This window comes from Streptomyces sp. bgisy130 (genome assembly GCF_057708345.1).
Map to the genome: position 1 here is coordinate 52,509 of NZ_JBYISA010000003.1, position 25,293 is coordinate 77,801.

Sequence of the window (25,293 nt, forward strand, 5' to 3'; positions counted from 1 at the left end):
GCGGCGGCCCCGGATACGCCCGGGACCGCCGCCACGCTCGCTCTCCGCCCGTGTCAGTCGGTGAGGCGCTCCCCGGACGACGTCGAGAAGACATGCGTCTCGCCCGCCCGCGGCACCACGTGCAGCCGGCTGCCCTTCTCCGGGACCTGGCGGCCGTTGACCCGTACGACGAGATCCTTGACCTCGCCGCCGACCTCCGCGGTGCCGTACACATAGCCGTCGGCGCCGAGTTCCTCGACGACATTGACCGTGATGGCCAGACCGGCCGGCGCGTCCGCGGACTCCTTGGACAGCGACTGCGCGGCGGCACCGTTCTGCTCGACGATGTCGAAGTGCTCGGGGCGCACGCCCACGGTCACCGTCCGGTCGCCCTTGTCGGCCGCCGAGGCCAGCGCCTCACGAGGGACCGGGACGACGCTGTTGCCGAACTTCACCCCGCCGTCGGTGATCGGCACCTCGACGAGGTTCATCGCGGGCGAGCCGATGAAGCCCGCCACGAACAGGTTCGCCGGCCGGTCGTACATGTTCCGCGGCGAATCGATCTGCTGGAGCAGACCGTCCTTGAGCACGGCGACCCGGTCGCCCATCGTCATCGCCTCGACCTGGTCGTGCGTGACGTACACCGTCGTGATCCCGAGCCGGCGCTGGAGCCCCGCGATCTGCGTACGGGTCTGGACGCGCAGCTTGGCGTCCAGGTTGGACAGCGGCTCGTCCATCAGGAAGACCTGCGGCTCCCGGACGATCGCCCGCCCCATGGCGACACGCTGCCGCTGGCCACCGGACAGCGCCTTGGGCTTGCGCCCCAGGTACTCGGTCAGATCCAGGATCTTGGCCGCGTCCTCGACCTTCTGCCGGATCTCCGCCTTCGGTACACCGGCGATCTTGAGCGCGAAGCCCATGTTGTCGGCGACCGTCATGTGCGGATACAGCGCGTAGTTCTGGAACACCATGGCGATGTCCCGGTCCTTGGGCGGAAGGTGGGTGACATCGCGGTCCCCGATACGGATGGCGCCTCCGTCGACGTCCTCCAGCCCCGCGAGCATCCGCAGCGAGGTGGACTTGCCACATCCGGAGGGGCCGACCAGAACAAGGAATTCGCCGTCTTCGATGGCGATGTCCAGTTTGTCGACGGCGGGCTTGTCGGAACCCGGGTAGATGCGGGTTGCCTGGTCATACGTGACCGTAGCCATGGTGAAAAGTCCCTTCACCGGCAGGAACGTGCCGGACGATCCGAGTAAAAGGAGTGGTGTAGTCCACTGATATGGACTCTCCGTGACGCTACCCGCGGCGGGCCCCGATGTCAGTAGCCCGGCAGTCACGAAATGGGAACCGGCATCCGGCGCGCCTGGGTACACTGCTTCACGCACGCCTCCTTAGCTCAGCTGGCCAGAGCACCGCTCTTGTAAAGCGAAGGTCGTCGGTTCGAATCCGACAGGGGGCTCTACGTACACCGCGCTGACCTGGGATTTCTCCCTGGGGAGGCGTTCTATTCGGCCTCGGACTCCTCGTCCGGGGCCGTTTGCGTGCGCGGTGCGTGAGCGGATGGGGCACCAGAGCCGCCCTCGGCCGCGGATTCTCCGGCACTGTCCGCCACAGCTTCGGCTTCGGTTCTGGGTTCTTCGTCCGCTTCGAGGTCCACCTCAGTCGCGGGGGTCGGCTTCGTCGGGCGTGCGCGGGGGACGAGGCGGGCGGCGGCTTCGGCGATTGCCCGGTCGGTCTCGGGCAGCAAGCTCGTGTAGGTGTCCGCCGTGATGGCGATCGAGGAGTGGCCGAGCATCTCCTGGATGTCCTTCAGGTCGGCGCCGGCCGCGTGGGCGAGGGTCGCCGCCCCATGGCGCAGGTCGTGGAGCCGGATCGGCGGGAGGTCGATCTCCTCGCACAGCTCGATGAAGCGGCGGGTGACGTTGGCAGGGTGGAGTATCTCGCCGTTCTCCTTGGTGAAGACGCGTCCGGTCTCCGCCCAGGCGCTGCCCCACTCCTCGCGGTCCTTGTCCTGCTGGATGCGGTGCCGCTTGAGGGCCCGGACCGTGTCTGAGTCGAGCGCGATCGTCCGAGCGCCCGCGTCGGTCTTGGGATCGTCCTCGTACACCTCCCAGCCGCTCACGACGAGTTGCTTGGCGACGGTGATGCGGCCGTCATCCAGGTGCGTGTCGGTCCACCTCTGCCCGCACGCCTCGCCTCGCCGCAGTCCACGGAAGACGATCAGGTGCCACAGCGCGTAGAGACGGTCCTCGGCGACGTGGTCGAGGAAGAGGCCGGTGTGCTCCGGTGTCCAGACCATCACGGGCGAGGGCTTCTCGCCGGTGCGCTTCCAGTGGAGGATGCGCTCCTCTGTCCACACCAGAGCCTTGGGGCGCTTGCCGGCCTCCAACTCGACGTGGGAGGCCGGGTTGAAGGTAATCAGCTGCTGGGCGATCGCAGCGTTCAACGCGGCTCGCAGCGTGGAGCGGATGCGCTGACGCGTGGCTGGAGTGACGACGCGGCGGAAAGGATCCATCTCAGCGATGGCAGCCTTCAACACCTGGCGGCGGGCGCGGTGGACGCGACCCTTCCAGGGAATCTCGGCCAGGTCCTCAATCGCCCTGCGACGGGTGGCATTTGCCTCGGTGATGTCGACGTTGGCCTCGCTGATGGCCTCGAACATCTCCGACAGGTGGCTGACGCGAAGACGGTCAAGGCGGAGGTGCCCGATCCGCGGTTTGAGGTGGAGGCGGATGTTGCCCTCATCCCGGCTGATGGCACTCGGTCGCCCCTTCTTGCCCGCCAGCCACATGTCCAGCCAGTCGCCGACAGTGAGGCGGCTGGTCAGGTCCAGGCCGTGGCTGAGGCGCCGCCGGGTCTCTTCGACGTTCGGCAGGGGCGCCTTCTCGTCCGCCACCTTCTCCAGCAGCTCGGCGATCTGGGCCAGGCCCTCGGGGTCGTCGGCGTCGGAGAGCCCGAGCAGGGCGCGTATGTGGTCGAGGTCGGCCTGTGCGGCTTTGAGGGACTCGTAGCCGGCGCGGCTGAAAGAGCGGCGGGTGCCGTCCTCGCGGGGTGGGAGCTCCTGGCGTATGGAGTACGAGCCGTGCTTGCGGCTGGTGAGCTTGGGGCAGTTCTTGCCGAGCGGCTTGCCGGTCTTGGGGTCGCGGCAGTAGCAGCGGCGGTGGGTGGAGCCCTTCAAAGGCGTTTCTCCGGGGTGGCGTTGGCGTCGGCTTCGGGTGGGTCGACGTCGTTGAGTGCGGGTGGCAGGTCGGGCGGGGTGGCTCCGTCGTCGCGGAGGTCCCGACGGAGGTGGCGGAGGTTGTACTTGGCCGAGATGGCCTGGTCGGCGTACGTGGTCCGCTTGCGCTCAGCTTCTTCCTGCTGGGCACGGCTGGTTGCCGTCTTGACCGCGAACCGTGCCTGCTCTTCTTCATCGAGTGCGGCCAAGGCGGTGCGTACGAGGCTGGCGTGAGCTTCGAAGTCGGGCACGAGGCCCGCGTCGTAGCCGGGCACTTCCTGCTCGCCGGTGAAGCGCCGCAGGGCGTCCCAGGTGGGCACGAGGTCCTGGAAAGGCAATTCCTGGGTCTGTTCGACGTACCCGACGGGGAAGATCAGGCATGCCGGGTAGGTCTCTAGGGCGGCGGCCAGGACCATGACGTCCACCAGCGGAAGGCTGGCCCGGCGTCCGGACTCCATGTTGGCGATCACGTTGCGCGGGATGGGATGCCCGAGCCTCTCGCACTGGTCGGCCAGATCCTGAGCGCTCCACCCCATCTCCTTCCTTCTCCGCCGGACTTCGCCGGCCACGTTGGCCTTGATCCGGTCCTGCCACTCGGGGAAGTCGTCCTCATCATCATCGCTACCGCGTTGTGTCACATAGACACATTAGCTTGAGGATTCTGGTTGGTGGACGCCTGGAGACGGACGTGATGACCGCGTTCGCCGACGGCTGTACCGAAAGGGATGCCGCATGCGCGAAAACGCCGCTGCCGGACGAATGAACGGGATGAGCCGGGAAGATCTGCTTGCGCTTCCAGTAGCCGTTGACCTGGAGACCAGCAATCGCGCCTTGGGGCTCGGCCGGAGTAAGGGCTATGAGCTGGCGAAGCGGGGTGCGTACCCGTGCAAGGTCCTGCGACTCGGCAACGCCTATCGCGTCGTCACCGCAGATCTGCTGGATCTGCTCGGGTTGGCGGCGTGAAGGGGCGGCAGCGTAGCAGGCGATTCTGCGTTGAGCTGACACAGAATCGCTGGACTGTGGGCAGGGGTGGACGTACGGTCCGTGTTCCCTCGCGATGGCCTGGTGTCCGCGAGACGGGGAGGGGCCCCCGGCGGTGCAACGCCGGAGGCCCCAGCAACCCCGAACGGCCCGTCAAGAACCAACCCGGCGGCAAGGGCGTGCAAGCCCGCAACCGCCAGACGAGGAGCTGCCCTGTGGAACATGCGGGAGCCGAGCCCTATTCCGACTCCGACAAGCCCGTATGGCCGCCTGTTGCCGTCCCCGGCCAGCCGAGTGATGCCCCCTCTCTGCCGTCACCGGAAGAGCCGCCCACCGTCATACCCGACCCCGCCCCGGTATCCGAGGGAGAGCAGGTGCTGACAGAACTGCGGGAGCAGATCCGTCGGTACGTCGTGCTGCCGAGCGAGGAAGCCTTCACGGCGGTCACCCTGTGGGTGGCGGCGACCCATCTGCAGACCGCGTGGCAGCACGCTCCGAGGCTGGCCGTCGTCGGACCGGCCAAGCGGTGCGGCAAGTCGCGGCTCCTGGACGTGATCACCGAGAGCGTCCACGACCCGCTGATCACGGTCAACGCCTCGGCTGCCGCGGTCTTCCGGTCGATCACCGACACCCCGCCGACCCTGTTGGTCGACGAGGCCGACACGCTCTTCGGCTCCGTGAAGGTCGCGGAGAAGAACGAAGAGATGCGCGGCCTGCTCAACGCGGGACACCAGCGCAACCGCCCTACCCTCCGGGTCTCCGGCCCCAACCACGAGGTCGCGAAGTTCCCCACCTTCGCGATGGCAGCCCTCGCCGGCATCGGCGACCTGCCTGACACGATCATGGACCGGTCGATCGTCATCCGGATGCGGCGCCGCAGGCCGGGCGAGAAGGTTGCGGAGTTTCGCACCTTCCGTGACACTCCGACCCTCCACGCGCTGCGCGACAGGTTCGTCGCATGGCTGGCACCGCTCCACGCCGACGCGATGGAGCTGACGCCGACCATGCCGGTCGAAGACCGCGCGGCTGATACCTGGCAGCCTCTGGTGTCCGTCGCCGACCTCGCGGGAGGCCAGTGGCCTGACCTCGCCCGCACCGCCTGCCGGGTCATGGCCAAGCACGAGGCCGAGCAGGACCAGGACAGCAGCAGCCTGGGCATCCGCCTCCTGGCCGACATCCGCCGCGCCTTCGCCACCGAGGGCAATCCACCGGCGCTCCGCACCGGTCGTCTCCTCGACATCCTCAACCAGGACGACGAGACGCCTTGGCCGGAGCACACCGCCAACGGGCTCACTCCCCGCGGCCTGCAGATCCTGCTCAAGGAGTACGGCATCAGCTCGGCCACCCGTCGCTTCCACGGCAACGTCCAAGCCAAGGGCTTCACCCGCCTGCAGTTCGCCGACTCCTGGGCGCGCTACTGCCCCGAGTCCACGCCGGAAGCCACAACCGGCGCCTGACCCGGCACGACTCGTCGCGACTCGTCTCCACGCAGGTCAGCGCGGGGACGAGTCGGAGACCGGCAACGAGTCGACTCGACATCACCGACGCACCCGTACCTGCCCTGACCAGGCGTGTAACGAGTCGCGACGAGTCTCCTCAGACCACGGCCACATCAGCCCTGCATTTCCTGGAGCACCACGCTTGCCTTCACCGCTCAACGCCCCCTCCGCTTCCCCGGTGCCGCTGACCGTCGCGATCCGTGCAGGTGTGGCGCTACTGGCCGTGGCGGCCTTCGCGCTCTCCTACGACGCCCTGCGCCAGATGGCCGCCGCCAGCCACATCCACCCGGCGCTCACCTATGCCTTCCCGCTCGTCATCGACGGCTTCATCGCCATCGGGATCGGCGCCCTGCTCACCCTGCGGCAAGCGCCTCTATCCGCCCGCCTCTACGTCTCGGCGCTGGTCGGCATCGCGACCGCCACAAGCATCTGGGCCAACGTCCTGCATGCCATCCGCCTCAACGAGCAGGCCCGCCACACAGGACTTGCCCTCGACGACATCACCGTCGGCGTGATCTCTGCCATCGCCCCACTCGCCCTGGCCGGGGCCGTTCACCTTTACCTCCTTGTCGCCCGGCGCCCGACCGCCGCCGACGGCCACGACAGCGAGGGCCACAGCGACAACAAGGGCCACACACCAGTCTGGGGAAACAAGGCCAGTGCCACAGCACCGCCTCCCGCTACGAACGTCAACGCCGTGGATGGGCCGGCGATCAAGCAAGTGGCGGTGACCGCGCAGCAGCACGGTAGGCGCGGAGGGAACCAGCCAAGCCTTTCCCTGGAGCAGGCCATCGACATCGGCCGCACCGCCCCCCTCGGCCGGGCCGGGCGCGTCTCGCGCCGCAGCATCGAGAAGGCGATCCGGGACAAGGGATTCGGCATCTCCCGCAGCCGCCTGGATGAAGTCAAGAACCTGCTGCAGGCCGAACTCGACGAAGCCGCCGCATGAACCGGTTGGCCCCCGTAGCCCTCGTCGTCCCCGCCCGCCTCTCCCGCGCATCAGCACGAGAGGGGCGGGCCCTCACTCCCACCGTTTGCAGGAGCCCACATGCACGACGTCGATGACGAACCCCAGCTCCCCTCAACACAGCAGACGATCACCACCCCAGCTTCAGACGCAGCAAGTTGTCGGGTAAGGAGTCCTTACCCGGCCTCCGCCCCAGAGGGGGCGGAGGCAACCGGCGCCGAGGGGGCGCCGGAGTCGGCCGGCCCAGGGGAGCCGACCGAAGGAGGGGCCAGTCAGTCCTCACCGAGCGCACCGCAGACACCTGCCCCTCATCGTCGTCTGCGAGAGCCGCAGCCGCGTGAGAAGCGTGTGTATCCCCGCTACAGCGACAACGAGTTCGGCCTCGTCCAGAAGGCCGCTGAACTGAGTCACATGGCGCTCGGCGGCTACGTGGCTGAAAGCTCGCTCGCCGCTGCCCGCTCCGATGCCCCCACCGCTGCGGTCGCCGACTATCGCGCCGCGGTCAAGACGCTGATGGATGCCAACCGCCAGCTCGCCATGGTCGGCAACAACCTCAACCAGCTCACCCGGCACCTCAACGAGGACGGCGCCTGGCCCCACCACGACACCGTCCAACGGCTCCTGGACCACGTCGAGACATCGATCGCTGAAGTGGACGACGCCATCGTTCACGTGACCACGGGTCGGTGAGCCGTTGATACCCAAGATCATCTTCGGCAAGGGCCCACACGCCACGCGCCGCACGATCGGCTACCTCTTCGGCAAGGGCCGGGCCAACGAGCACATCGACCCCCACCTGGTGGCCTCCTGGAACGACTTCGCCCCCGACCCCGGCCGCAGCCCGCACCGCAACCCCAAGGACGTGGCGGACCAGCTCGCCGCGCAGCTCGACCAGCCCGTGAAGATGCTGGGCGACAAGGCACCCAAGCACACCGTGTGGCACTGCCCCGTCCGTGCCGCCCCCGAGGACCCGATCCTGACCGACGAGCAGTGGGCGGATGTGGCGCGCCGGATCGTGGCCGCCGCCGGCATCGCGCCCGACGGGGATGAGGAGGCGTGCCGGTGGGTGGCGGTGCGCCACGCGGACGACCACATCCACATCGCCGCCACATTGGTGCGCCAGGACGGCCGGCGTCCGAGCCGCGGCTACGACCAGCGCGCTGTCCAGAAGGAGGCCCGCAGGATCGAAGTGGACTACGGCCTCAGGCGGCTCAAGCCGGGTGACGGCACCGCTGCTAAGCGCCCGACCAGCAAGGAGCACTTCAAGGCCAAGCGCCAGGGCCAGGACGCGACAGCACGCGAGGTCCTGCGCCTCCGGGTACGCCGCGCCGTGGCAGCCGCGTCCAGCGAGGCCGAGTTCTTCGCGTTGCTGGAGGCGACGGGCGTGACCGTGCGGCCGAAGGCCGGGCCTTCCGGCGATGTCCTCGGCTACAGCGTCGCCCTGCCCGGCGACGTCAACAAGGTCGGCGAGCCGGTGTGGTTCTCCGGCTCCACCCTCGCCAGCGACCTCTCCCTGCCCAAGGTCCGCCAACGCCTCTCCGACACCGCCCCCGAGCCGATCGCTCCGCGGCCGGGCGATCCGTGGCACCAGGCCACAGCCGCCACCGAACGCATCCCCAGCCACCTCACCTTCGGCGATGACCACGCGGCCCAGGGACAGCTGGTCGCGCTCGGCGCGGCCCTGGACCTTCTGCCGATCACCGCACCGTCCGCAGCGAAGGCCGAACTGCAGCTGGCCGCAGCTGCCTTCGAGCGCGCCACCCCCTCTCGCATCACCGCCGACCGCGACAGCGCACGCGTCCTGCGCCGCAGCGTCCAAGCCATCTGGCGTCATCCCGATGCGGCGGGCGACGGGTCGGGGCCGGCAATGCTGCTGGACGCCGCGCTCACCGCAGTGGCCTTCGCGATCCACTGGCACCGCACGCACCAGCACGCCCAGCAGGAGGCGGCAGCCGAGCAAGCCCTCGTCCACCTCCAGGCCGCCTACGGAACGGTCATCGAACCTGCACTCGGCGACCTCGCCCGCCGCGCTCCTGGCCAGCAGACCAAGCACCGCTACGCCCACCACCTCCAGCGGGCCGTCCCCGAACACGCCGAGCGCATTGTGGAAGACCGGGCCTGGGATGCACTCGCCACCGTGCTTGCCGAAGCAGAGACGCAGGGCCACAACGCGGCCACGGTCCTCAATCAGGCACTCAGCCAGCGCTCCCTGGACGACGCCCGCCACCCCGCCCGCGCACTGACCTGGCGCATCCAACGCCTCGGCCAGCGCCACGCCTCCGGCCCTCGGGCGCAGGCCGCCATGGCCCGCAGCACCGCGCTACACCCCACCGCGCCGGCCTCAGCAGCAGCCGTCCCGTCCTCGCAGCGCTCACCGGCCCGACGACGCTGATCCGGATCGTGGGTCCTTCAGCCGACTGAGGTGTTGCCGTACGTCGTCGGCCAGGTCTGCGTAGAACGGCACTCGGGGAGCGGCTTGGAGGATTTCCGTGCAGGCGCTCAGTTCGCCGATCCGGCCGGGCGGGGTGTCCAGTACGTGGGCGAATTCCTTGCGGATGCGCTCGGCGACGTCCGGCACGGGTAGGGAGTGCAGGTAGAGGGTTGCGGCGTCGTAGCCGATGGGTGCCGTGCCCCAGCCTTCCCAGTCCAGGAGGGTCAGTGCTGGGCCGGTGAGGTTGGCCCAGTGGAGGTCGCCGTGGGCCGTGGTCCAGGTGATCTCGCCGGGGGTGACGCCGGTGAACTCCGGGACGCGGCGCCGGATGTACTCCTCGCGCACCGCCTGACGGTCTGTGCCGACGAGCGCGATGTGTGTCAGGGCCAGGCGGAGGTCCTGCCACCAGATGTCCGGGAGATCGGCGTGGTGGCGGAGTACCGGGCTCTTGGCCACGGGCGGTGCCGCGACGAAGTCGTAGTGCTCTGCCCGGTAGTCCCAGCCGTCCGTCGACCAGTCGCGTAGACCAAGCAGCCGGGGCCGGGGCACTGCGGATGGGAGGGACCGTTCCGCCTCCCGCGGGCCTTCCCACAGCTTCCCGCCGCTCTTCCCCTGGGGATCACTCACCAGCCTCAGCCATGAGGCCCCCGCGGGCGTGTGGACGGCCCCGGAAAGCGTCCTTCCCGCGTATCCCCACACCTCTCCGCCCGTGGTGTCGACGAGGCCCATCAGGGCACAGGCGTGGCCGCGGGCGGAGAACATGCGGTCCCTGACGGCAGGCTCAGGGGCAGTGAACATCGTCGGCTACCTTCTCCGGCTGACGGCGGCGACACCGGCCTCAACCAACTCGGAGATGAGAGCTGCGACGTGGCCGAGGGGGAGCCTGGAGCTTACCGACAGTTCGCCCAGGGTTGCGGCGCTTCCGTCAAGGAGAAACTTGATCACGGCGAGGACCGGCCTGCTGAACGTCCACTCCTGACCGCCGGCGCTGAACACGACGTGCCCGTCCTCGTCCACGCCGTACCAGGCTCCGGCGGCGGTGAGCCGGACGCACAAGCTCCCGTCCGCGGGGATGCCGTCCACGAACGGCAGTGACGGCATCGGCCGACCGGCATCCGTGCTCCCCCGGGCGTTAATGAACTCCTCGATCACCCCCTCGTGCAGGGCGTCGGCGAACTCCTTGCGCAAGGCTTGGAGATACGCGGCCCGCTCGTCCGGAGGGGCGAAGTACGGCAGGTTCGCACGGATCGTGGTCGAGACCCGTAGCTGGTCCGAGAGCCACGACAGGAGGTCCGCTCCGGTGGTGGGCTTGAGCCCGCAGGTCAGGTGGAGGGACCGGCCCTCAGTGGCAGCGACGGCGTGCCACCAACCCCGGGGCAAATAGAGCATGTCGCCGGCTTGGAGGACGATCTCCGCGACCGGGGCCCCGGTTGGTGGCTCGGGGGCCTCGGTGTCGACGCGCAGGGGGTCGATCCGGGTGGCGCCGTAGATCTTCCACCGCTTGGTGCCTTCGAGTTGGACGACCACCACATCGTGATCATCCCAGTGCACTCCGAAGCCTTCCTTCGGAGTCCATGAGGCGTAGAGGTTGACCTGCACGTCGGTACGGAAGTGCCGCTCCAGTGCAGTCGCGAGGTCTTCCACGCCGGGGTGCAGCGCGTCGACGGCGTCCAGGACGAGCGAGGCGCCGTCCTTGAGCTGGTGGTGCAGGTTGGCGGGCTCGATCCGGTGCCAGACCGTGTGGCGTTTGGACACCACAGGGTGGGCGTAGCTGTGTTGCGGGATCTGGCTGCCGTCGTTGAAGAGCCGCAGCCGTGGGGGTTCGAGTCGGTGCCGGGCGATGATCTGGTTGAGGTCGTCCCAGGTGAACAGGTCCGAGAAGTCGCCGACGCGCGGCCAGAGGCGATAAGTGCGGCCGAACGCCTCGGCGGGGAAGTCCCCGCCGAGGCTCCGGACCGCCGAGAAGATGGCGGTCATCTACGGCTCCGATCAGTCGTTGCCGTCGCCCTTGCCAGTGCCGCCGCCGTCGCTCAGCCGGTCCTGGCTGCGGGCGGCCTGCACGGAACGCTTCGAGACGATCAGGTCGTTCATCGCATGTTCCTTTCTCTTCGGTTCTCCCACCGGGGTTCCGGTGGGAAATCTGTGGACGCCTAGACGGGCGGCGCCGGGTCGGTGTCGGGTGCGGAGGCCGGGGCTGTCAGGGTGTGGTCGGCGTCCTGCTGCACGGTCAGGGCCAGGAGCGTGAGGGTGGCCGATGCACCCAGCAGCCACAGACGCCCCAGCCAGATGTCCAGCCGCGGCTCACCGCTGCGGTGGCGGCCCCTGGCTCCGTGCTCGGAGCGCGTCACCTCACGCCCCCTGGCCGTGGTGGATCTGGCGGAGCATCTGCTGGACGGAGCGGGCCAGCGACTGAAGGCGACGGGCGGCCGACACCAGTCCGTCGCCAGGCCCGGATCGCAGCTGGATCTGGGCGTTGTCGATCTGGGCGTGTTCCCGGTACCAGGCGACCTCGCCCGGCCGGTGTTCTTGGACGTGCTCCTTGGCCTGTTCGACCAACGGGCCGAGATGTCCCTTGAGGGTGTCGATCAGCCGGAGGACTTCGTCATACGGGGGAAGGACGATGGTGGAGCGCAGAGCTGCGGCGATGTCCCCCTGGATCTCGTCGCTGCCCTCGGTGCCCGCCGGGCACAACTGACCCGGCAGCGGCTGCTGATCGGCATGGGTGGCATCCATGGTGCAACTCCTCGAAGACGGTGGTGGTCGTCACCGCCGCCAGGGGCGAGGAGAGGCTGGCCGTACGCGGCCCCTGGCGGCTGAGTACGAGTCAACCGCCGGAGGAGCAGGCAGATCCGCAACCGGGTTGCGAGGTAGTAATCCCTTTGCGGGTGAGTCAGTTGACGGCCACGCCCGCGCGGCCGGCGAACGCCCGGACGCCCGGCAGAGTCCGGTCATGCCGGAGCAGACCGCCGGCAAGGCTCTTGACCGAACCGCGCCGGATCTCCTGCGGTGCGGCCCGCTCGGCCGCCAGCAGAGCCCGGTAGCACTGCTCTGGCTTGCCCCACTGGTCGAAGCAACGGGCCACGTCGGTGAAGAAGCGCCCCTGCCGTTCGGCGGTCGGCAGGGCCGCGGGGTTGATGGTCTTGGCCAGGTCGATCGCCTGCCCGGCGTCACCGAGCAGGTAGTGGACGGAAAGCTGGTGCAGCAGCACTTGCTGGGTACCGGTGTCCGTGCGGGCCTCGGGGCTCGTCCGGCCGATTTCGGCGGCTTCGGCGGCCTCGCCGATCAGCCCGTGCGCGGTGGGCCGATCGCCCATTTTGGCCGCCGTGTACGCGGCAGTGGCCAGCAGCGAGACACTCGCGGCCAGCCGGGCGGTCTCGGGGGTGCTGCGATCCCCACGCACGCCCTGCGCGGCCCTGACGGCGATATCAGTGGCGCGTGCGAGGTGACCTTGGCGGCGCCACGCACTGGACACCATCCGGTGCGCCTCGGCGATCGTCAGGGCATCGCCGCCGATCCGCGCAGAGGTCAGCGCACGGTCCGCGGTGATCGCCACCAGACCGTCCTCGCCGAGCTTGATGCACAGTCGAGTAGCGATGTTGTAGAGGTCTGCGACGGCGGTGGCCGACGTCTCCACCGGTTCCAGGGCCTGTGCTTGCGCGATCCGGCCAGGCAGGTTGCGGGCCAGCGTGTCGTACCGGGCGGCTCGGAATTCCTGCCGGGACGCCTTCACTTCGGCAGCGACGCCAGCCGGAGACACCTCACTGCGCTTCGGCATGGTGGCAGTGCCATAGAGCAGGTGGTCTTCCAGGGGCGCGAGGGTGCTGGCGCTGGCCGGAGAGGCACCGGCCAGCGGGGTAGTGAAGACCACCGCCGCAGCGGCCAGAAGTTCGCGGCGTCGCACGGGGTCGTCCCCCTCCTCTGGACCAAGATTGCGAACAACCCTAGCCGAGGTGGGCCGACGCCGGGTCGATGCCGGCGCTGGCCCTGACGGCGCGGCAGCGAGAAGATCGGCCAGGGGAATGTCCAAGGCATCAGAGATCTGACGCAGGGCGTCCAGGCTGTTGACCGGGATTACGTCCCGCTCGACCTGAGACACCCAACTCTCCGACCGGTCGATCATCGCAGCCAGGTCCCGCTGCGGCCATCCCTTGCGCCTGCGCGCCTTGGCGATCGTCTTACCGAGTGTCAGTCCGCTCCCCGCCACTGGGCACGCCCCCGAAGTCCCGTTATCCGCATCGAGTGAGCACGCAACGGTACCGGCGGAAGAGGCGCGGCTGTAGAGGGCGAAACAGCTAGAGCAGGCCAGCTCTCGGTTGGCTCCGCCATCCACAGCGATGTGGGTCGCCCCTCAAGTGACGAGACAGGCGCTCTGTGACTTGCATCACGCTTGGCGGGGCCGTTGCGGGGTTACGGATGCAAAACCCGCCTTGGGTCGAGCAATCGACCGAGCCTGGGGTCCAGCCGTCACTACTTCCCTCACAAGACGACGCCGGGGACGCACGCACAGGGTCGTCGGCTGCGACTCCACCATTGCGCACGCACATCAACATGCCGCCGGAGTCTTCCCGAGTGACCCGTCTGACGGGTCAGCCTTAGCCCAACGCTCCGCTGATGCTGCTCCGTTGTCAGCAGCTGCTGTTACGTTGCGCCCCTTGCTCGTACGCAGATTGGGGCCGCTATGGGACTTGCGGACGACATCGACTCTGCCGTCACCCGGATTGTGTGCTCGGACTGGGACATCCAGAAAGGCACCGTGGTGCCAACCACGGACGACGTGAAGCTGAGCAACGGAGCCAAGGAGGTGGACGCGGTCTACCTCTATGCCGACCTGGCCGACTCCACCGGCCTTGCCAGGGACTTCACTCGCACGACAGCCGCCAAGGTCATACGTGCGTACCTCGACGCCACGTGTCGGGTGATCAGAGCGCGCGGAGGAGAGATTCGCAGCTTCGACGGCGACCGCGTTATGGCCATCTTCATGGGCAGCAGCAAAAACACGAATGCCGCACGATGTGCTCTGCAGATCCACTACGTTGTGCGCCAGATCGTGACACCCAAGGTGGAAGCGAACCTGTCCTCAATCAAGAATCAGGGCTTCCAAATCAAGCACTGCGTCGGTATCGACACCGGTACAGCTCTGGTGGTTCGAGGCGGTGTGCGCGGCCACAACGACCTGGTCTCCATCGGCCGGGCTCCCAATGTTGCAGCCAAACTCAGCGACATCAGGAACGGGGGGTACCGCACCTACGTGACGCAGGCCGTCTTCAACCAGATACGTGAGGATACGAAGTTTAGCAGCGGTGAAAACCGTCAGCTGATGTGGGACGGCCCATACACCCGCGAGGTTGGTGGCGAGACTCTGAGCGTCTACAAATCCTCCTGGTGGTCAAAGCCGTGAGCTCTCAGGAATCCCGGGAGAGCGCATGGCGGATCCACCAGGCGCTCGGAGAATGGACTTCGCGCGTCGACGCGAAGGCATCCTTCGCGCTGACGTTGGAGTCCGCAGCGCTCGCTGGCATCGTCGCGCTTTCCGACAACGGCCACATTTTCGATAACCTAGCGGGGGTCCGTGCCCGAGCCGTACTGTGGCTGGGCATAGCATTGATCATGACCGGGGCCATCTTCGCCGTCCTCGTTGTCGTTCCCCGATTGCGGAAGAAGAAGACCTTGAGGGAGGAGGCCACGAATCACTTCGTCTACTTCGGGCACCTGCAATTCTGGAAACAAGCAGATCTGGCACAGAAGCTGGAACAGGCGGACATGCTTCCTGTGCTCAGCGGTCAGCTCATCCGCATGAGTGAAATCGCCTGGAAGAAGCACCGCTTCGTCCAGCTCTCTTTCGGTCTGGCGGGCCTCGGCGCACTCCTCGTCATCGTCGCCGGCTATCTCAGGTAGTGGTCGCAACACTCCGGTGTCGAGGCCACGGAAGAACCGACGAGAGTGAAACTGATAGTTCGCAGGAGGGCCACCACATCTACCCCGCTCTCAACACCCTTACAGTGTCGGTTGGTGTGGACACCCGCGCGGAGCGGCTACGATCCTTGTGTTCAAATCTCCCCACCCAGCCCACCAGTCAGAGTCCTCGGGTGTTTCCCAGTCAGCGAGATGGCACGAACGAAGCACACCAGCTTGCGCCCGAATGTGAGGATATTCCGTCGTTAGCGAAGAGCGGCGAACCCAGTGTGAACGCTGGAATATAGTGGCTCACCTTCCTGACAGGAAGCTCGAGTACTGTCACGAAGTCGTACGACCTTTCGGGCTATCGGCGGTTCGATCAGCTCGAACCTTCAGCCAATGCGCCCGAGCCAAGCCCTTCTCTTCTGGATGAGCGGCAAGGCGCGCGACCATCCACGCTGCCTGCGGGGCTAAGCCTGGCTGCTTCTTGGTGAGTCGGAGTGCGTGCCAGGTCGTGACAGGGGCAAGTATCCAACGACTGACGGTGAATCCGGCTAAGGCGCCCGATGACCTAGACAACTTCTGCGCTCCCTTCGTGTGGCTGGTCAAGCTGCTGCTCGCGCTTGCGCTGCTCGACTCGAAGGAGTTCGATCTCCTTGGCGAGCTTGGCCAGCCTGAGGTGCTCCTCACCCTCGTCATAGGGGTAAATACCCAAGTCGAAAGCCGTAGCATGGCGTTCGATGTCGTCTGCCGTCTGCTGGAGGTAGAAGGCTCGCTCGCGCCACTTGTAGTAGCCCGTGAAGCCTGCCGCTACACCTACGGCGAACGTGATGCCCATAGCCCAGTACTTGAGGGGAGCAGGCGTGTCGGCAAGGGCGGAGACGGCAGTTCCAGCCAGCGACCCGACAATGATGACGGACTGGGAGACGTTGTGCTTCCTTCTGTACTTCCTTCCGTCCCTGCGTAGCCCGTCAAGCTCCGCCGGAATTGAGTCCTTGTAAGAGTATTGACGGTCCGGGACTGGAAGCTCCAAGCGGGCGGCGTCTAAGAGGCGAAGCTCTTCTGCCGCTTCCAGTTCAATCTGCAGCTCGCGCGCCGTCTTGCCGTAGGACCCCTTCGCCTTCTTTTCCAAGGAGCGAACCGCCAAGAAAGTCCCGGCACTGAGGATCAAGACGGGGATGGCGATCTTGTTGGCGAGGGCGATAGCCGACCAACCGACGGCAACGTTCGCGACGACTGCAGCAAAGAGCAGGACAACGGCGAGGGCTCCGGATAACCAACGGGTTACTGTCTGAATGGTCCTGATCCGTAATGCGACCCGAAGTTCAGCTATGCCCTTCTTGTGCCCAATGAGGGCATTTACCCTGTCTGTCGTGTCCTGAGAAACGGCTTCCATCGTCCCTAACCTCTCTGTCCGTAGGGGGTGAACCACTGGGGGCAGGTGCGGCGCAGAGGTCTGCCTACGGCTCGCCGGTACGTCCGCCACTGCATCACCGGGCAGGACGCTGGAATCCCCTTCGCCCTGTCCGGGACGAGGGCTTCGCTGGGCCGCCATGACCAAGAACGCTCCGCCGACGACGCCGGCAAGCATGGTCAATGAGCCCACGCCAACAGCAGCGAGGATCGGATAGGCGGCTTGCAAGAGCTTCCCCGTTGATTCGTGATCACGCCGTCAGCTTCACTAGCTGAGCTGCAGCGACCCCAACAACACGACGAACGCAAACGGTAGTTGCCAATCGTCGCCGAAGACGCCCGGAAGCAGGATTCAGCCATGCATGCGGCGAGATCTCTTCAACACGCCGCGTTCAAGCGCCTCACGCCCCGAAGGGGGAGGGAGCCAGCCGGCGGAGCGCCCTGAGCGGCAGGGCCTGTGGCGAACAGAGCAGACCGTCCCACCCAGGCGCGAACGCAGAGGCGCATGATCTCGCTTCTGGCGCCGCGAGGGTACTGGGGACCTTAAGAGATATACCTCGAAAGGCCCCACAAGGGGCTCTACCCAGGCCCAGCCCCAAGCGATGCGCATACGCGCCATGGACTTTCAAGCTCAGAGGCGAGCTCAGCTCGGCTCCTCTAACCGCTTCCTAGTTGAACCCCGACCCGATGCTGTACGCCGCCGGATGAGGCACCTCATGGCGTTCACATCGATTCCACGGAGGCTTTCAGGAAAGGTCGCAGCAAGCCAGCCAGGGCAGTGGGGCGCAGTGGCGGAGGCGGAGTCGCGACAAGGCATTCCGAAATGAGGAACGCCACAGCGCGATGGCACCTTCTACTTCAATTCTGCAGTGAAACGGTCTCGTGCACCCCGAATCATCTCCAAGCTGCCCTCACTGCTTTCGGATCTTTCAGTCATCCTGATTAGTGCATTCCTGAAATCGGAAGTACCCCAATGCGATCCAGAATCAGATACGTACCTAAACCCATCACCCTCGCCAGCGAAAGTCGCATCCGGGATTTCTCCATCGAATAGAAGGTGAACGACCGGGAAAGGTAGAGGAGGAATGCCGGCGCCATAGGAGAGGATTCGGATCTCCTGGCCAGGGGACCCAGCAACCTGGATCAGTCGCTCCATCTGCTCTGCCATTACGAGCGCACTGCCAAAAGTTCGATGCAATACACCTTCATCCAAGATGAAGATCGATTGCACTGAACTCCTAAAATAGCGCTCCTGGCGGGCTGCCTGAAATGCAAGGCGATGACTAGCCTTTCCAGCCTGCGGGGCGAGCTCGGCCATGTCTTGCAAAGCCGAAGCGTATTCTGCGGTTTGCAGGAGCGCAGGAACCGTCGCCAACTGGTAAGTCCATACGCTGGCTGCCGTAGACTCCAGAGCGACTAGTCGCGTAATCCATGCAGGCACAGCCTCCCCGAAGCTTCTCCACCACGCTGGGGCCAATGCCCTCGTTGCGAGCGCTTCTAGCGTGTCGGCATCTTCGTCGGCGACTCCATAGAATTGCACAAAGGCTCGAATGTCTCGGAGATTGGGTGCCGATTGGGCCCCTTCGATTCGACTCACGCGAGACGCAGAGCAGCCGAGGGCCCGAGCGGCATCCAACATGGTCATGCCGCTTTTAGTGCGCAGATCACGAAGCACCGCCCCCAAAATAATCGAGGCTGCCACTGGATTGACTTCCCGTTCCCTGGCCGCTCGGTCCGCCTCATCCTCCTGGGCAGTAAATAAGGGGGCTTTTCCCTCAATAGCCCTCCGATTGGCCTCGTAAGCAGCAGGCAGCTTTCGAGAATTCATCGTTTTGGGGTGAAAATCGGCGGGCGCTGCGGCAGTGATGACTGGAGTCGCATTGCCACTGCGGAGAGTAGTGGACTGTCGCCGGTCAAGCGAACAGGCAGCCTGCACCCATGCCCCCCGAAGGGCTTCGCGGTCGTCATCATCCACAGCAAAGGCACTCATAATCATTTCGACGACTCGCCAGGACGGGATCTTTTCGCCGGATAGCGCACGACTCAAGGTCGAAGCGCTGACACCAGTGCGCCGGGAAAGTTCACGAAGGGGAGGACCGCCGGCCCTTTTGTGAATTTCGCCAATGCGAGAGGCGAACGTGAGTGCAGAAGTGGAAGCACCTCCACGTGCCTGAGCCTCTGGAGGGTTGTTGCGATGACGGGCACGTGCCGCTGCGCGTCGACAGTCAGGGCCGCAGTAGACGCGGTTGCGCCCCCTCGCCGCCGCACCGAGCGGCTTCCCGCACCGCACGCAGCTTCCTCTGCTGGGTGACTCACCTGTAGGCAAAGCAACATCTGTCGCAAGCTGAGCCTCCACCTCGTGGCGACGTTCATGCCACTCCTGCCTACTGCCGCCCCAGGCCCCAATGAGAGCCGACAAAACTGAAGGCGAGGGGAGACGGTTTCCGCTGAGGGCGGCATAGATCGTTGACAACGGGACCTTGGTGTACTCATGCGTCTGCGCCGCTGTGAGACCTGCAGCCTGACGCAGGGCCTGAAGGTCACTCGCGAACTCACCCAGAGGTCCCGGCGTGTTGACGGGGTTTCCAGATCGCCGCCCCATGTTCCCCTCCTAGCTCGACAGAGGTGCCCCAGCACCCCTATTCTCGCTTTGTCTCGCTTGCGTGAAACACTCTCATGTGTACGTAACGGACATACTTCCTGCCCAGATAGCCCCCCGCCTCAGGAGCATCCCGGTGCCATCTGTCGTCACCATTCTTAGTGTGACCCTCGCGCTGTTCTTAGCCCTGTTCGCCAGCCTGAGCGCCTACTTCGTTGCAAGATGGACTGGGGAATCTCGTCACAGGAGTGTCGTGTGGGCAGCCTGCACCTACCCCGTCGCTCTTGGCACCATCTTTCTGATCTACGACCAACTCCGAGCTGGCCGACCCGACGAAGCCGCCCGCTCGCTCGAAGCCTTGATGGCAACCCCCTCTTGAGAGCCCCCTTTCGTCGCGTCAACCAGGGTTGCTTCGAAGGAACGGCGCTTAGCCTCACCTCGCAACCCCTCCAGGCGGTCACTCCTGCCAGACAAACGCGCGGAAGCCTGCCGACCTGCCCGCTTGCGCCGGCAATCACTGCCACCGAGTATCCACACACTCGCGCCCGTGGGGACCACCGACGGCATTGTCTGCTGATCTCCGAGTGGCTGTGCCCTCCGCGTGCCCTAGCGAGCGGTTAGTCCCGGTCAATACGGGCGCCCTGGCGCTGTCCGCACGTTGCCCTCTAGCGCACGTTTGCCAGGTCAGGCCCCCCGAAGCCACTTCTAGCTCCATTGATTCCCAAGCTCAGAGCGCAGTTTCGAGTCCCGTTACCCGCTCCATGTAGAAGCCCCAGTTCAGCGGCACGGGGTTTGTTCCTTCTCCAGGCATCTCGGGGTCGGCATGCCCTCTGTATGCCCCATCTCGTGCTGGCCCGCGTGGGACGAGCATCCCGGGACGTCGCCAGGGTAATAAGCCGCAACCAGGAGCCGCAGAACTGCGGCTCCCTCATGACCAAGCACGACGCACTGCTCATGGTTGCAGCTGTGGTTGCATCCGCCGGCTCGACTGGCAGCGAAATCTGCTGGACAGGGCCTTGATGCCGTCGGCACCCATCCGCGATGAGATCAAGGCCCTCGTCGAGGGGGAGGTCACCGAGATCGCACCGCGATCGCGTCGGGGATATCCGGAGCCACCGCCTGTCGCATAGGCCCGGCGGCGCCGTACAGTCGGCCAAGTGCGCTACGGACAGAAGGCGTTGCTGCCAGATCCCGGAACGTTCCCTGACGAGAAGACTCTTGCCGCGTTCGTCCTCGGCAAGCTGGACCAGTGGTTCCACATTGAGGAGCAGGTACCAGGACGCTACTGGACCGGAGAAGAGACACGAATAGACGCAGTGCTGAGGCCCCGGGATCCGGGAGGCTGGCACGATGAGGGCCCTGCCTTCGGCGTCGAGTTCAAGAGCCTCGCTCCGAACACCAGCACCGGCGACCGCTACGGCTGGGTTGCGCAGGCTGTCGGATACACGCACTGCCAATGGAAGGGTTACGGCAGGCTGGGGATCTTCCTGTGCCCGTCCCCTCTGACCTGGCTCCTGTCCCGCGCCGACGAAATCGCCACGGCCCGTCAGCGGCAGATCAGCCCTGGGGTGCTGGAGAAGGAACGTCAACGGGTCCGGGAGTATGGGCGCCGCTTCGGCAAGGAGTACTCCGACGCGTACGTCGACAGGGAGGCGCTGCTGGCGCACCGGCGCCGCCTCGGTGAGCTGACATATGAGGAGTTCACCGCTCGTGCCGATGGGTACGCCAGCGCCGACGAGCGAGAACGCGAGCATGATCTGCGAACGGCCGAGGAGCTGACCCACCTCCTGGGACAGCTCAGCGTCGGTGAACTCATGCCCTACGAGAAGATCGGCTGGGCACTCATGCGGTCGGGAACGCGGCTGTGGAGCGAACACGGAGGCGCGGCCAAGGTCGCGTACGGGCTGCGTCCCCGTATCGGCTCCGAACGACGCAGGCGCTGAGGCTGTCACCCCGGCAGCTGCCGGGGGGAGCCGGCAAGGCAGGGTCCTGGAAGCCATTTGGAACGCACTTGGAGTTCTCCGCGCGTGAGCGATGCGTGAGCGGACGGCGAAACATGAGGCCCCGAAAGCAGGACCCAGCATCAGGCCGGGTGGCGCTGACCTGCAAGAACAGCACCACCCAGCCTGGTCCAACACCCCTGATCACGGGTTCGACCCCACTTGTAAAGCGAAGGTCGTCGGTTCGAATCCGACAGGGGGCTCTTAGCTTGATCAGGTAAGAAGCCCCGGGCCGGTGGATGGCCTGGGGCTTCTGACATCTATGGGTGACATCAACGGGGACGGTCGGTCGCCCGTCAGCCGTGATCAGTCTCGGTCGAGCCGCCGTTTCAGGAGCCGGTCCATGTGGCTGATCGCTTCCCGTTGGGTGTCCTGGGCGACGTGGGTGTAGACGTCCATGGTCATGCTGATCTGGCTGTGGCCGAGGGTGGTGTCCTGGTACAGCTCGCCGCCGATGCGCTGTACCTGGTTGCTGATGCGGATCACCCGGCCGTCGAGGTCCACGTCCGACCAGCGCAGGCCGAGAACCTCACCGCGGCGGAGGCCCATGGCGATGGCGAGGACGAAGGCCGCGTAGAGCGGGTCGCGGCGGGCCTCTTCGAGGAACGTGAGCGTCTCGTCCAGCGACCAGGGCGTGGTCTCGCGGCTGACGACCTTGGGGGCCTCCACGAGCGAGGCGACGTTGCGCGTGACCAACTCCTCCCGGGTGGCTGCTGTCAGGGCCGTGCGGAGCACTCGGTGCGCTTCCTTGGCCGTCGCCGGTTCGCTTCCGTCCAGACGGCCCCATTTTCATGCGCGCTTCGGGGGCGGGCGCGAACGCCGCCTACCGTCAGCGCCTGCTACTACGGTGTTCGGCTATGACCGACAACAGCATGTGGGAACACCCGGCGAACGCCCTGATACTCCGCCACGGCGGCTACACCCTCACTGTCATCGACAACCCCACCCCCCACGCCTTCAGTCCACTGCCGCCCAACGATCGCACCCGCGCCCGCCAGGTAGCCGAGTCGCTGCTGACCGTCGAGAGCGTCGGCGCCGAGCTCGACCCGTTGCCCGCCACCGACATTGACGTCGCCCCGCATCACACCCGTTCCGATCTCGAACAGGTCCACATTGGATGCTGGGGCCCGGTCACCGAGATCACCGATGCGGCCCTGGCCGATCGCACCGGCTTTTTCTCCCTCCGCGACCATGCCGAGGAACTGGCCAAGGCGTATCCGAACGCCGCCATCCTCGGGTCTGCCTGGATCGACTTCTCCATCGCCTATTCGGCGTACGTCTTTATCCATCCCTCCGGGCCCCGGCTGTGGGCGGATGGCTACTCGGGGGAGGGGGACTGGGATGTGCGGGACGACAGTGTCAGTGACGTCATCGCTGCGTTCGACGCGGCGGCCGACCTGGACTCCGGTTTCGCCTACGATGCCGAACCCGGCCACATGCAGTATGACGCCGTCCAGGAAGCGTGCCTGTCTGCGCTGATGCCCCGCGAGCGGCGCGAGCTGATGCTGTCGTCGTTCCGCGTCACTCGCACCCAAGAGGCCATCGATGACCTCGAAGAGACCTGGCTGGATGAGTAACGATCGTGCATACAGCATGAGTTGAGATGCGCCGCGGCCGATTTTGCCGCTCCATGAAGGCCAGTTGACTGGCTATGGTGAGAACGTTTCGCGGCGTCACACAGACCACGGGGGCCCCTGCCGCCGCGCACGTACTCACCCATGGGCCCCTGACGGGGGAACACCGTGAATCAACCTTCCTTACGCCCGCGGCGCATGGCCGCACTGCTGCGCACGGCCGTCGCCGTGGCCTGCGCCTCGGTCATGTCGCTCGGCGCCGTGACACCTCTCGCGCAGGCCGCGCCGAGGCCGCCCAAGCCTCTCGACCCGGGCATGCCGTGCTTTGAGTACTTCGGTCTCCTCGAAGACATGGCCGGCGTCGTCGACCTCCCCGAGGATGACCACTCGCGCCCGGCTTCCGAGCGGGACACGTACGAGTACGAGAATCCCGCGAAGAAGTGGGACGGTCTCGGCCCTCCCTCCCCTGAGGAGGAGGCGCGGCTGGGGAAGCTGAAGAGGAAGCCTCCGAAGTCCAAGCCCATCGACCGGATCTACTGGACGTGGATCAACGCGAAGAAGAGTCCCAACACCAGAGTGTGGGACGACTGGTCGCACTGGCGTGATGCGCGGCTGATCCGCAATGCCGGGAACGACCCGCGCGGTAAGGCGTTCGAGAGAAAGTTCATCAAGGATCACGGGCTGACCAGTAAGGACTGGATATGTCAGAAGGAAGTGATCTTCACGGATCCCGACACCGGTCTCCCCCACCGCCGCCAGCTGGACGCGTACCACGAGAAATCCGGCCGGATCATCGAGATCAAGTCCAATGGTGAGCTGACCGAGAAGCAAAAGCCCAAGGACCGCGCATGGGCGAAGGACCCGAAGTGGAAGGGGACTTCGTGGCAGAACGTTTTCGCTGAGCCCCAGAAGCCGGCGACCCGCGAGTGGCTCGACGAGCAGCGCAAGATCGCGGAGGCCAACGGCCGGAAGGCCACGTCGTACGACTACACCTCTGACAAGATCGAAAAGGCCCCCGCTGGGTGTGCGCCTACCGCCCTGGCCTCCACGTCCGCGGCCAAGGCGCCGTGCGGTGTGCGGTACAAGTCGACGAACATGCAGGCTCCCGGGCGGCCCGGCACGACCGGCGGCGGAGCCAACGACTCGATCCGCGAGTCGCGGCCCACGCCGAAGGGCATGCAGGAGTTCCTCAAGCGCAAGAACATGGCCAACCCCGGTCTCTCGCCACGGGGACCGGGCGGCGTGGACTTCACCACCCTGGAGCTGCGCTACGTCGGCAAGCCCGTCAAGGGCAAAGGCCTGGACTACTCCTACTCCGCCAAGGAAGACCCCTCCGAGCAGTCCGGATGGGGCGGCAAAGCCAAGTCGCAGCTTATCTCCGACTCCTTCCTGACCTGGCTCTCCCTGAGCCCGGAGAAGTTCTGGGTCAACCTCAACCCGGACCAGCCCGACAAGATCATGGACGCCACGTTCAGCAAGACCGACGCCGGCCGCGTCCTGCTGGAATCCGACCTGGAGCTCAAGAAGGACTTCGCCCAGGCCGCCAACCCCACCAAGTACCCGGGTGCAGACACCTACTGGAAGTCGCTCCCCCGCAACGACAAGGGCCAGCCCTGCTGGTTCCAGGTCCGCCAGTGGATCGAGCCGAAGGAAGCCGTCGTCCGTGAAGAAAAGGGCGGCATCCACATACTCGACACGCCCCTGGCCGTCAAAGCCCAGTACCTCAAGATCGACAACATGCCCGGCAAGCCCTACCTCTGCGACTTCAACGAAGCCCAGAAGAAGGCCACCGAGCGTCGCATGAACCGGCTGATCATGCCCGAGGTCGAAAAGCGGGTGAACACAAGCCCCCGCTACGCCGACCTGCGCCGTGTCTACACCGCACGCGTCGCGGCCGAGTTCATCCGCCAGCAGGACGCCAAGACCCCCACCGACTACCACAAGCTCATCAACAGCAACGACGTATCGGCGATGCCGCTGCGCGCCCCGAATCAGGACTGGACGCGGGAGAAGGTCTACCGGGCGTACCTGGAGTCGCTGAAGAAGGGTGAGGAGTCCTGGGAGCATGACGCCGGAGGCGGCCCCTACACGTTCAGCGTCGGTGGTGTGGACTTCTCCAAGCAGCCCAAGCGGAACATGAACCCGGTCAGGTTCCGGATCGAGCACCGGAACCTGCCCAAGCAGACCCATACGTCCGTCAAGACGCTGACGGACAACGCCAAGGACGACGGCAACCTCCTGCTGTTGGGCGGCAGCACCGCCACCAACGACGGAGGCAGCGGTGGGGGCGGTGGGGACGCCCCCACGCCGACCCCCACCCCGACGGACAAGCCCACCGGGCACCCGTCGACCCCGGCCCCGGACCCGTCCACTCCGGGCAGCGGGAGCGACCACACCCAGCCGCCAGCGACCAAGGACCCGGACGGCGACCTCGCCGACACCGGAACCGACGCCCCTGTGGGCCTGATCGCAAGCATCGCCGCGGCACTTGCGCTGACCGGCGCGGCCCTGGTGTGGTGGATGCGTCGCCGTAAGAACGCGGCCGAGTAACCGCCCCGCCGATGCCTGCGCCCCGCCGGGTGATCATTCGGCGGGGCGCAGTCGTAGGTACGAGGCGTACACGGTGTCACCACGAGCGGATCGAGAGCCCTGCTAACGGGTTCTAGTCGTCGCTTCGAATCCGACAGGGGGCTCTGAGAAGCCCAGGTCGGCTGGACCCTGATCTGGGCTTTCTG

20 protein-coding genes, 1 tRNA gene and 1 pseudogene are annotated in these 25,293 nt (G+C 66.3%); 11 read left to right on the plus strand and 11 right to left on the minus strand.

Annotated elements, in window-relative coordinates:
- Positions 1 to 53: 53 nt before the first annotated feature.
- Positions 54 to 1,190 (minus strand): ABC transporter ATP-binding protein, encoded by a 1,137-nt coding sequence (locus AC3EUV_RS05440; RefSeq protein ID WP_435602293.1) that lies wholly within the window; start codon positions 1,188 to 1,190, stop codon positions 54 to 56.
- Between the two features lie 177 nt (positions 1,191 to 1,367).
- On the opposite strand from AC3EUV_RS05440, the gene AC3EUV_RS05445 reads away from it, so the two are divergent.
- Positions 1,368 to 1,441, plus strand: a tRNA-Thr gene (locus tag AC3EUV_RS05445).
- Between the two features lie 45 nt (positions 1,442 to 1,486).
- On the opposite strand, the gene AC3EUV_RS05450 is transcribed toward AC3EUV_RS05445, so the two are convergent.
- A complete protein-coding gene (locus tag AC3EUV_RS05450) occupies positions 1,487 to 3,160 on the minus strand; it encodes a tyrosine-type recombinase/integrase (protein ID WP_435602295.1) in 1,674 nt (557 codons plus the stop codon).
- A complete protein-coding gene (locus AC3EUV_RS05455; RefSeq protein ID WP_435602297.1) occupies positions 3,157 to 3,837 on the minus strand; it encodes a helix-turn-helix domain-containing protein in 681 nt (226 codons plus the stop codon). The genes AC3EUV_RS05450 and AC3EUV_RS05455 overlap by 4 nt, the downstream gene beginning before the upstream one ends.
- Before the next feature lie 94 nt (positions 3,838 to 3,931).
- Here AC3EUV_RS05455 and AC3EUV_RS05460 point away from each other — a divergent pair, with 94 nt between their 5' ends.
- The 5 genes from AC3EUV_RS05460 (at position 3,932) to AC3EUV_RS05480 (ending at position 9,038) form a co-directional block, all read left to right on the plus strand.
- Complete coding sequence (locus AC3EUV_RS05460; RefSeq protein WP_129280715.1) at positions 3,932 to 4,162, plus strand: hypothetical protein; 231 nt, start codon at positions 3,932 to 3,934, stop codon at positions 4,160 to 4,162.
- 233 nt (positions 4,163 to 4,395) lie between these two features.
- Complete coding sequence (locus AC3EUV_RS05465) at positions 4,396 to 5,637, plus strand: DUF3631 domain-containing protein (RefSeq protein WP_435602298.1); 1,242 nt, start codon at positions 4,396 to 4,398, stop codon at positions 5,635 to 5,637.
- Between the two features lie 184 nt (positions 5,638 to 5,821).
- Positions 5,822 to 6,628: a DUF2637 domain-containing protein gene (locus AC3EUV_RS05470; RefSeq protein ID WP_393122706.1), complete on the plus strand. Its 807-nt coding sequence runs from the start codon at positions 5,822 to 5,824 to the stop codon at positions 6,626 to 6,628.
- A gap of 336 nt (positions 6,629 to 6,964) precedes the next feature.
- Positions 6,965 to 7,336, plus strand: coding sequence for a plasmid mobilization relaxosome protein MobC (gene mobC / locus AC3EUV_RS05475; protein ID WP_254068764.1), 372 nt, complete (start codon positions 6,965 to 6,967; stop codon positions 7,334 to 7,336).
- A 4-nt stretch (positions 7,337 to 7,340) separates the two neighbouring features.
- The gene (locus tag AC3EUV_RS05480) at positions 7,341 to 9,038 is read left to right on the plus strand and encodes a mobilization protein (protein ID WP_435602299.1); all 1,698 of its coding nucleotides are present in this window, start codon (positions 7,341 to 7,343) and stop codon (positions 9,036 to 9,038) included.
- Here the strand turns inward: AC3EUV_RS05480 and AC3EUV_RS05485 are convergent.
- From AC3EUV_RS05485 to AC3EUV_RS05505, 5 genes are all read right to left on the minus strand, one after another.
- A complete protein-coding gene (locus AC3EUV_RS05485; RefSeq protein ID WP_435602300.1) occupies positions 9,018 to 9,875 on the minus strand; it encodes a hypothetical protein in 858 nt (285 codons plus the stop codon). The two genes, AC3EUV_RS05480 and AC3EUV_RS05485, sit on opposite strands and share 21 nt — an antisense overlap.
- 6 nt (positions 9,876 to 9,881) lie before the next feature.
- Positions 9,882 to 11,054: a cupin domain-containing protein gene (locus AC3EUV_RS05490; RefSeq protein WP_435602301.1), complete on the minus strand. Its 1,173-nt coding sequence runs from the start codon at positions 11,052 to 11,054 to the stop codon at positions 9,882 to 9,884.
- A 173-nt stretch (positions 11,055 to 11,227) separates the two neighbouring features.
- Positions 11,228 to 11,425, minus strand: coding sequence for a hypothetical protein (locus AC3EUV_RS05495; protein WP_109890842.1), 198 nt, complete (start codon positions 11,423 to 11,425; stop codon positions 11,228 to 11,230).
- Position 11,426: 1 nt separating this feature from the next.
- Positions 11,427 to 11,810, minus strand: coding sequence for a DUF6415 family natural product biosynthesis protein (locus tag AC3EUV_RS05500; protein ID WP_435602302.1), 384 nt, complete (start codon positions 11,808 to 11,810; stop codon positions 11,427 to 11,429).
- Positions 11,811 to 11,967: 157 nt separating this feature from the next.
- Positions 11,968 to 13,407, minus strand: a complete 1,440-nt coding sequence (locus AC3EUV_RS05505) for a helix-turn-helix domain-containing protein (protein WP_435602303.1) — start codon at positions 13,405 to 13,407, stop codon at positions 11,968 to 11,970.
- A gap of 348 nt (positions 13,408 to 13,755) precedes the next feature.
- On the opposite strand from AC3EUV_RS05505, the gene AC3EUV_RS05510 reads away from it, so the two are divergent.
- Together AC3EUV_RS05510 and AC3EUV_RS05515 are read left to right on the plus strand one after the other, a co-directional pair.
- Positions 13,756 to 14,475 (plus strand): adenylate/guanylate cyclase domain-containing protein, encoded by a 720-nt coding sequence (locus AC3EUV_RS05510; RefSeq protein ID WP_435602304.1) that lies wholly within the window; start codon positions 13,756 to 13,758, stop codon positions 14,473 to 14,475.
- Entirely contained in the window at positions 14,472 to 14,972 is a 501-nt protein-coding gene (locus AC3EUV_RS05515; protein ID WP_435602306.1) for a Pycsar system effector family protein, read from the plus strand. Before AC3EUV_RS05510 ends, AC3EUV_RS05515 begins: the two co-directional genes overlap by 4 nt.
- A gap of 571 nt (positions 14,973 to 15,543) precedes the next feature.
- On the opposite strand, the gene AC3EUV_RS05520 is transcribed toward AC3EUV_RS05515, so the two are convergent.
- Positions 15,544 to 16,368 (minus strand): SLATT domain-containing protein, encoded by an 825-nt coding sequence (locus tag AC3EUV_RS05520; RefSeq protein WP_435602307.1) that lies wholly within the window; start codon positions 16,366 to 16,368, stop codon positions 15,544 to 15,546.
- A gap of 870 nt (positions 16,369 to 17,238) precedes the next feature.
- Entirely contained in the window at positions 17,239 to 18,987 is a 1,749-nt protein-coding gene (locus AC3EUV_RS05525) for a Scr1 family TA system antitoxin-like transcriptional regulator (RefSeq protein WP_435602308.1), read from the minus strand.
- A 1,154-nt stretch (positions 18,988 to 20,141) separates the two neighbouring features.
- On the opposite strand from AC3EUV_RS05525, the gene AC3EUV_RS05530 reads away from it, so the two are divergent.
- Positions 20,142 to 20,927 (plus strand): hypothetical protein, encoded by a 786-nt coding sequence (locus AC3EUV_RS05530; RefSeq protein ID WP_435602309.1) that lies wholly within the window; start codon positions 20,142 to 20,144, stop codon positions 20,925 to 20,927.
- Between the two features lie 363 nt (positions 20,928 to 21,290).
- Here AC3EUV_RS05530 and AC3EUV_RS05535 read toward each other — a convergent pair.
- Positions 21,291 to 21,743: pseudogene (locus AC3EUV_RS05535) on the minus strand (tyrosine-type recombinase/integrase); the annotation flags it as partial.
- 98 nt (positions 21,744 to 21,841) lie between these two features.
- On the opposite strand from AC3EUV_RS05535, the gene AC3EUV_RS05540 reads away from it, so the two are divergent.
- Positions 21,842 to 22,561 carry a DUF6333 family protein gene (locus AC3EUV_RS05540; RefSeq protein WP_435602310.1) on the plus strand — a complete coding sequence of 240 codons (720 nt, stop codon included), beginning with the start codon at positions 21,842 to 21,844 and terminating at the stop codon, positions 22,559 to 22,561.
- A 195-nt stretch (positions 22,562 to 22,756) separates the two neighbouring features.
- Positions 22,757 to 25,108, plus strand: coding sequence for a hypothetical protein (locus tag AC3EUV_RS05545; RefSeq protein WP_435602311.1), 2,352 nt, complete (start codon positions 22,757 to 22,759; stop codon positions 25,106 to 25,108).
- The last annotated feature ends 185 nt before the right edge of the window (positions 25,109 to 25,293 follow it).

What these genes read in the sequence shown, in the direction of transcription:
- AC3EUV_RS05500 (WP_435602302.1), bottom strand. Translation starts at nt 11,810, where the DNA reads ATGGATGCCACCCATGCCGATCAGCAGCCGCTGCCGGGTCAGTTGTGC.
- AC3EUV_RS05510 (WP_435602304.1), top strand. Translation starts at nt 13,756, where the DNA reads ATGGGACTTGCGGACGACATCGACTCTGCCGTCACCCGGATTGTGTGC.
- AC3EUV_RS05520 (WP_435602307.1), bottom strand. Translation starts at nt 16,368, where the DNA reads ATGGAAGCCGTTTCTCAGGACACGACAGACAGGGTAAATGCCCTCATT.
- AC3EUV_RS05545 (WP_435602311.1), top strand. Translation starts at nt 22,757, where the DNA reads ATGGCCGCACTGCTGCGCACGGCCGTCGCCGTGGCCTGCGCCTCGGTC.
- AC3EUV_RS05440 (WP_435602293.1), bottom strand. Translation starts at nt 1,190, where the DNA reads ATGGCTACGGTCACGTATGACCAGGCAACCCGCATCTACCCGGGTTCC.
- AC3EUV_RS05490 (WP_435602301.1), bottom strand. Translation starts at nt 11,054, where the DNA reads ATGACCGCCATCTTCTCGGCGGTCCGGAGCCTCGGCGGGGACTTCCCC.
- AC3EUV_RS05540 (WP_435602310.1), top strand. Translation starts at nt 21,842, where the DNA reads ATGACCGACAACAGCATGTGGGAACACCCGGCGAACGCCCTGATACTC.
- AC3EUV_RS05485 (WP_435602300.1), bottom strand. Translation starts at nt 9,875, where the DNA reads ATGTTCACTGCCCCTGAGCCTGCCGTCAGGGACCGCATGTTCTCCGCC.
- AC3EUV_RS05460 (WP_129280715.1), top strand. Translation starts at nt 3,932, where the DNA reads ATGCGCGAAAACGCCGCTGCCGGACGAATGAACGGGATGAGCCGGGAA.
- AC3EUV_RS05525 (WP_435602308.1), bottom strand. Translation starts at nt 18,987, where the DNA reads ATGGGGCGGCGATCTGGAAACCCCGTCAACACGCCGGGACCTCTGGGT.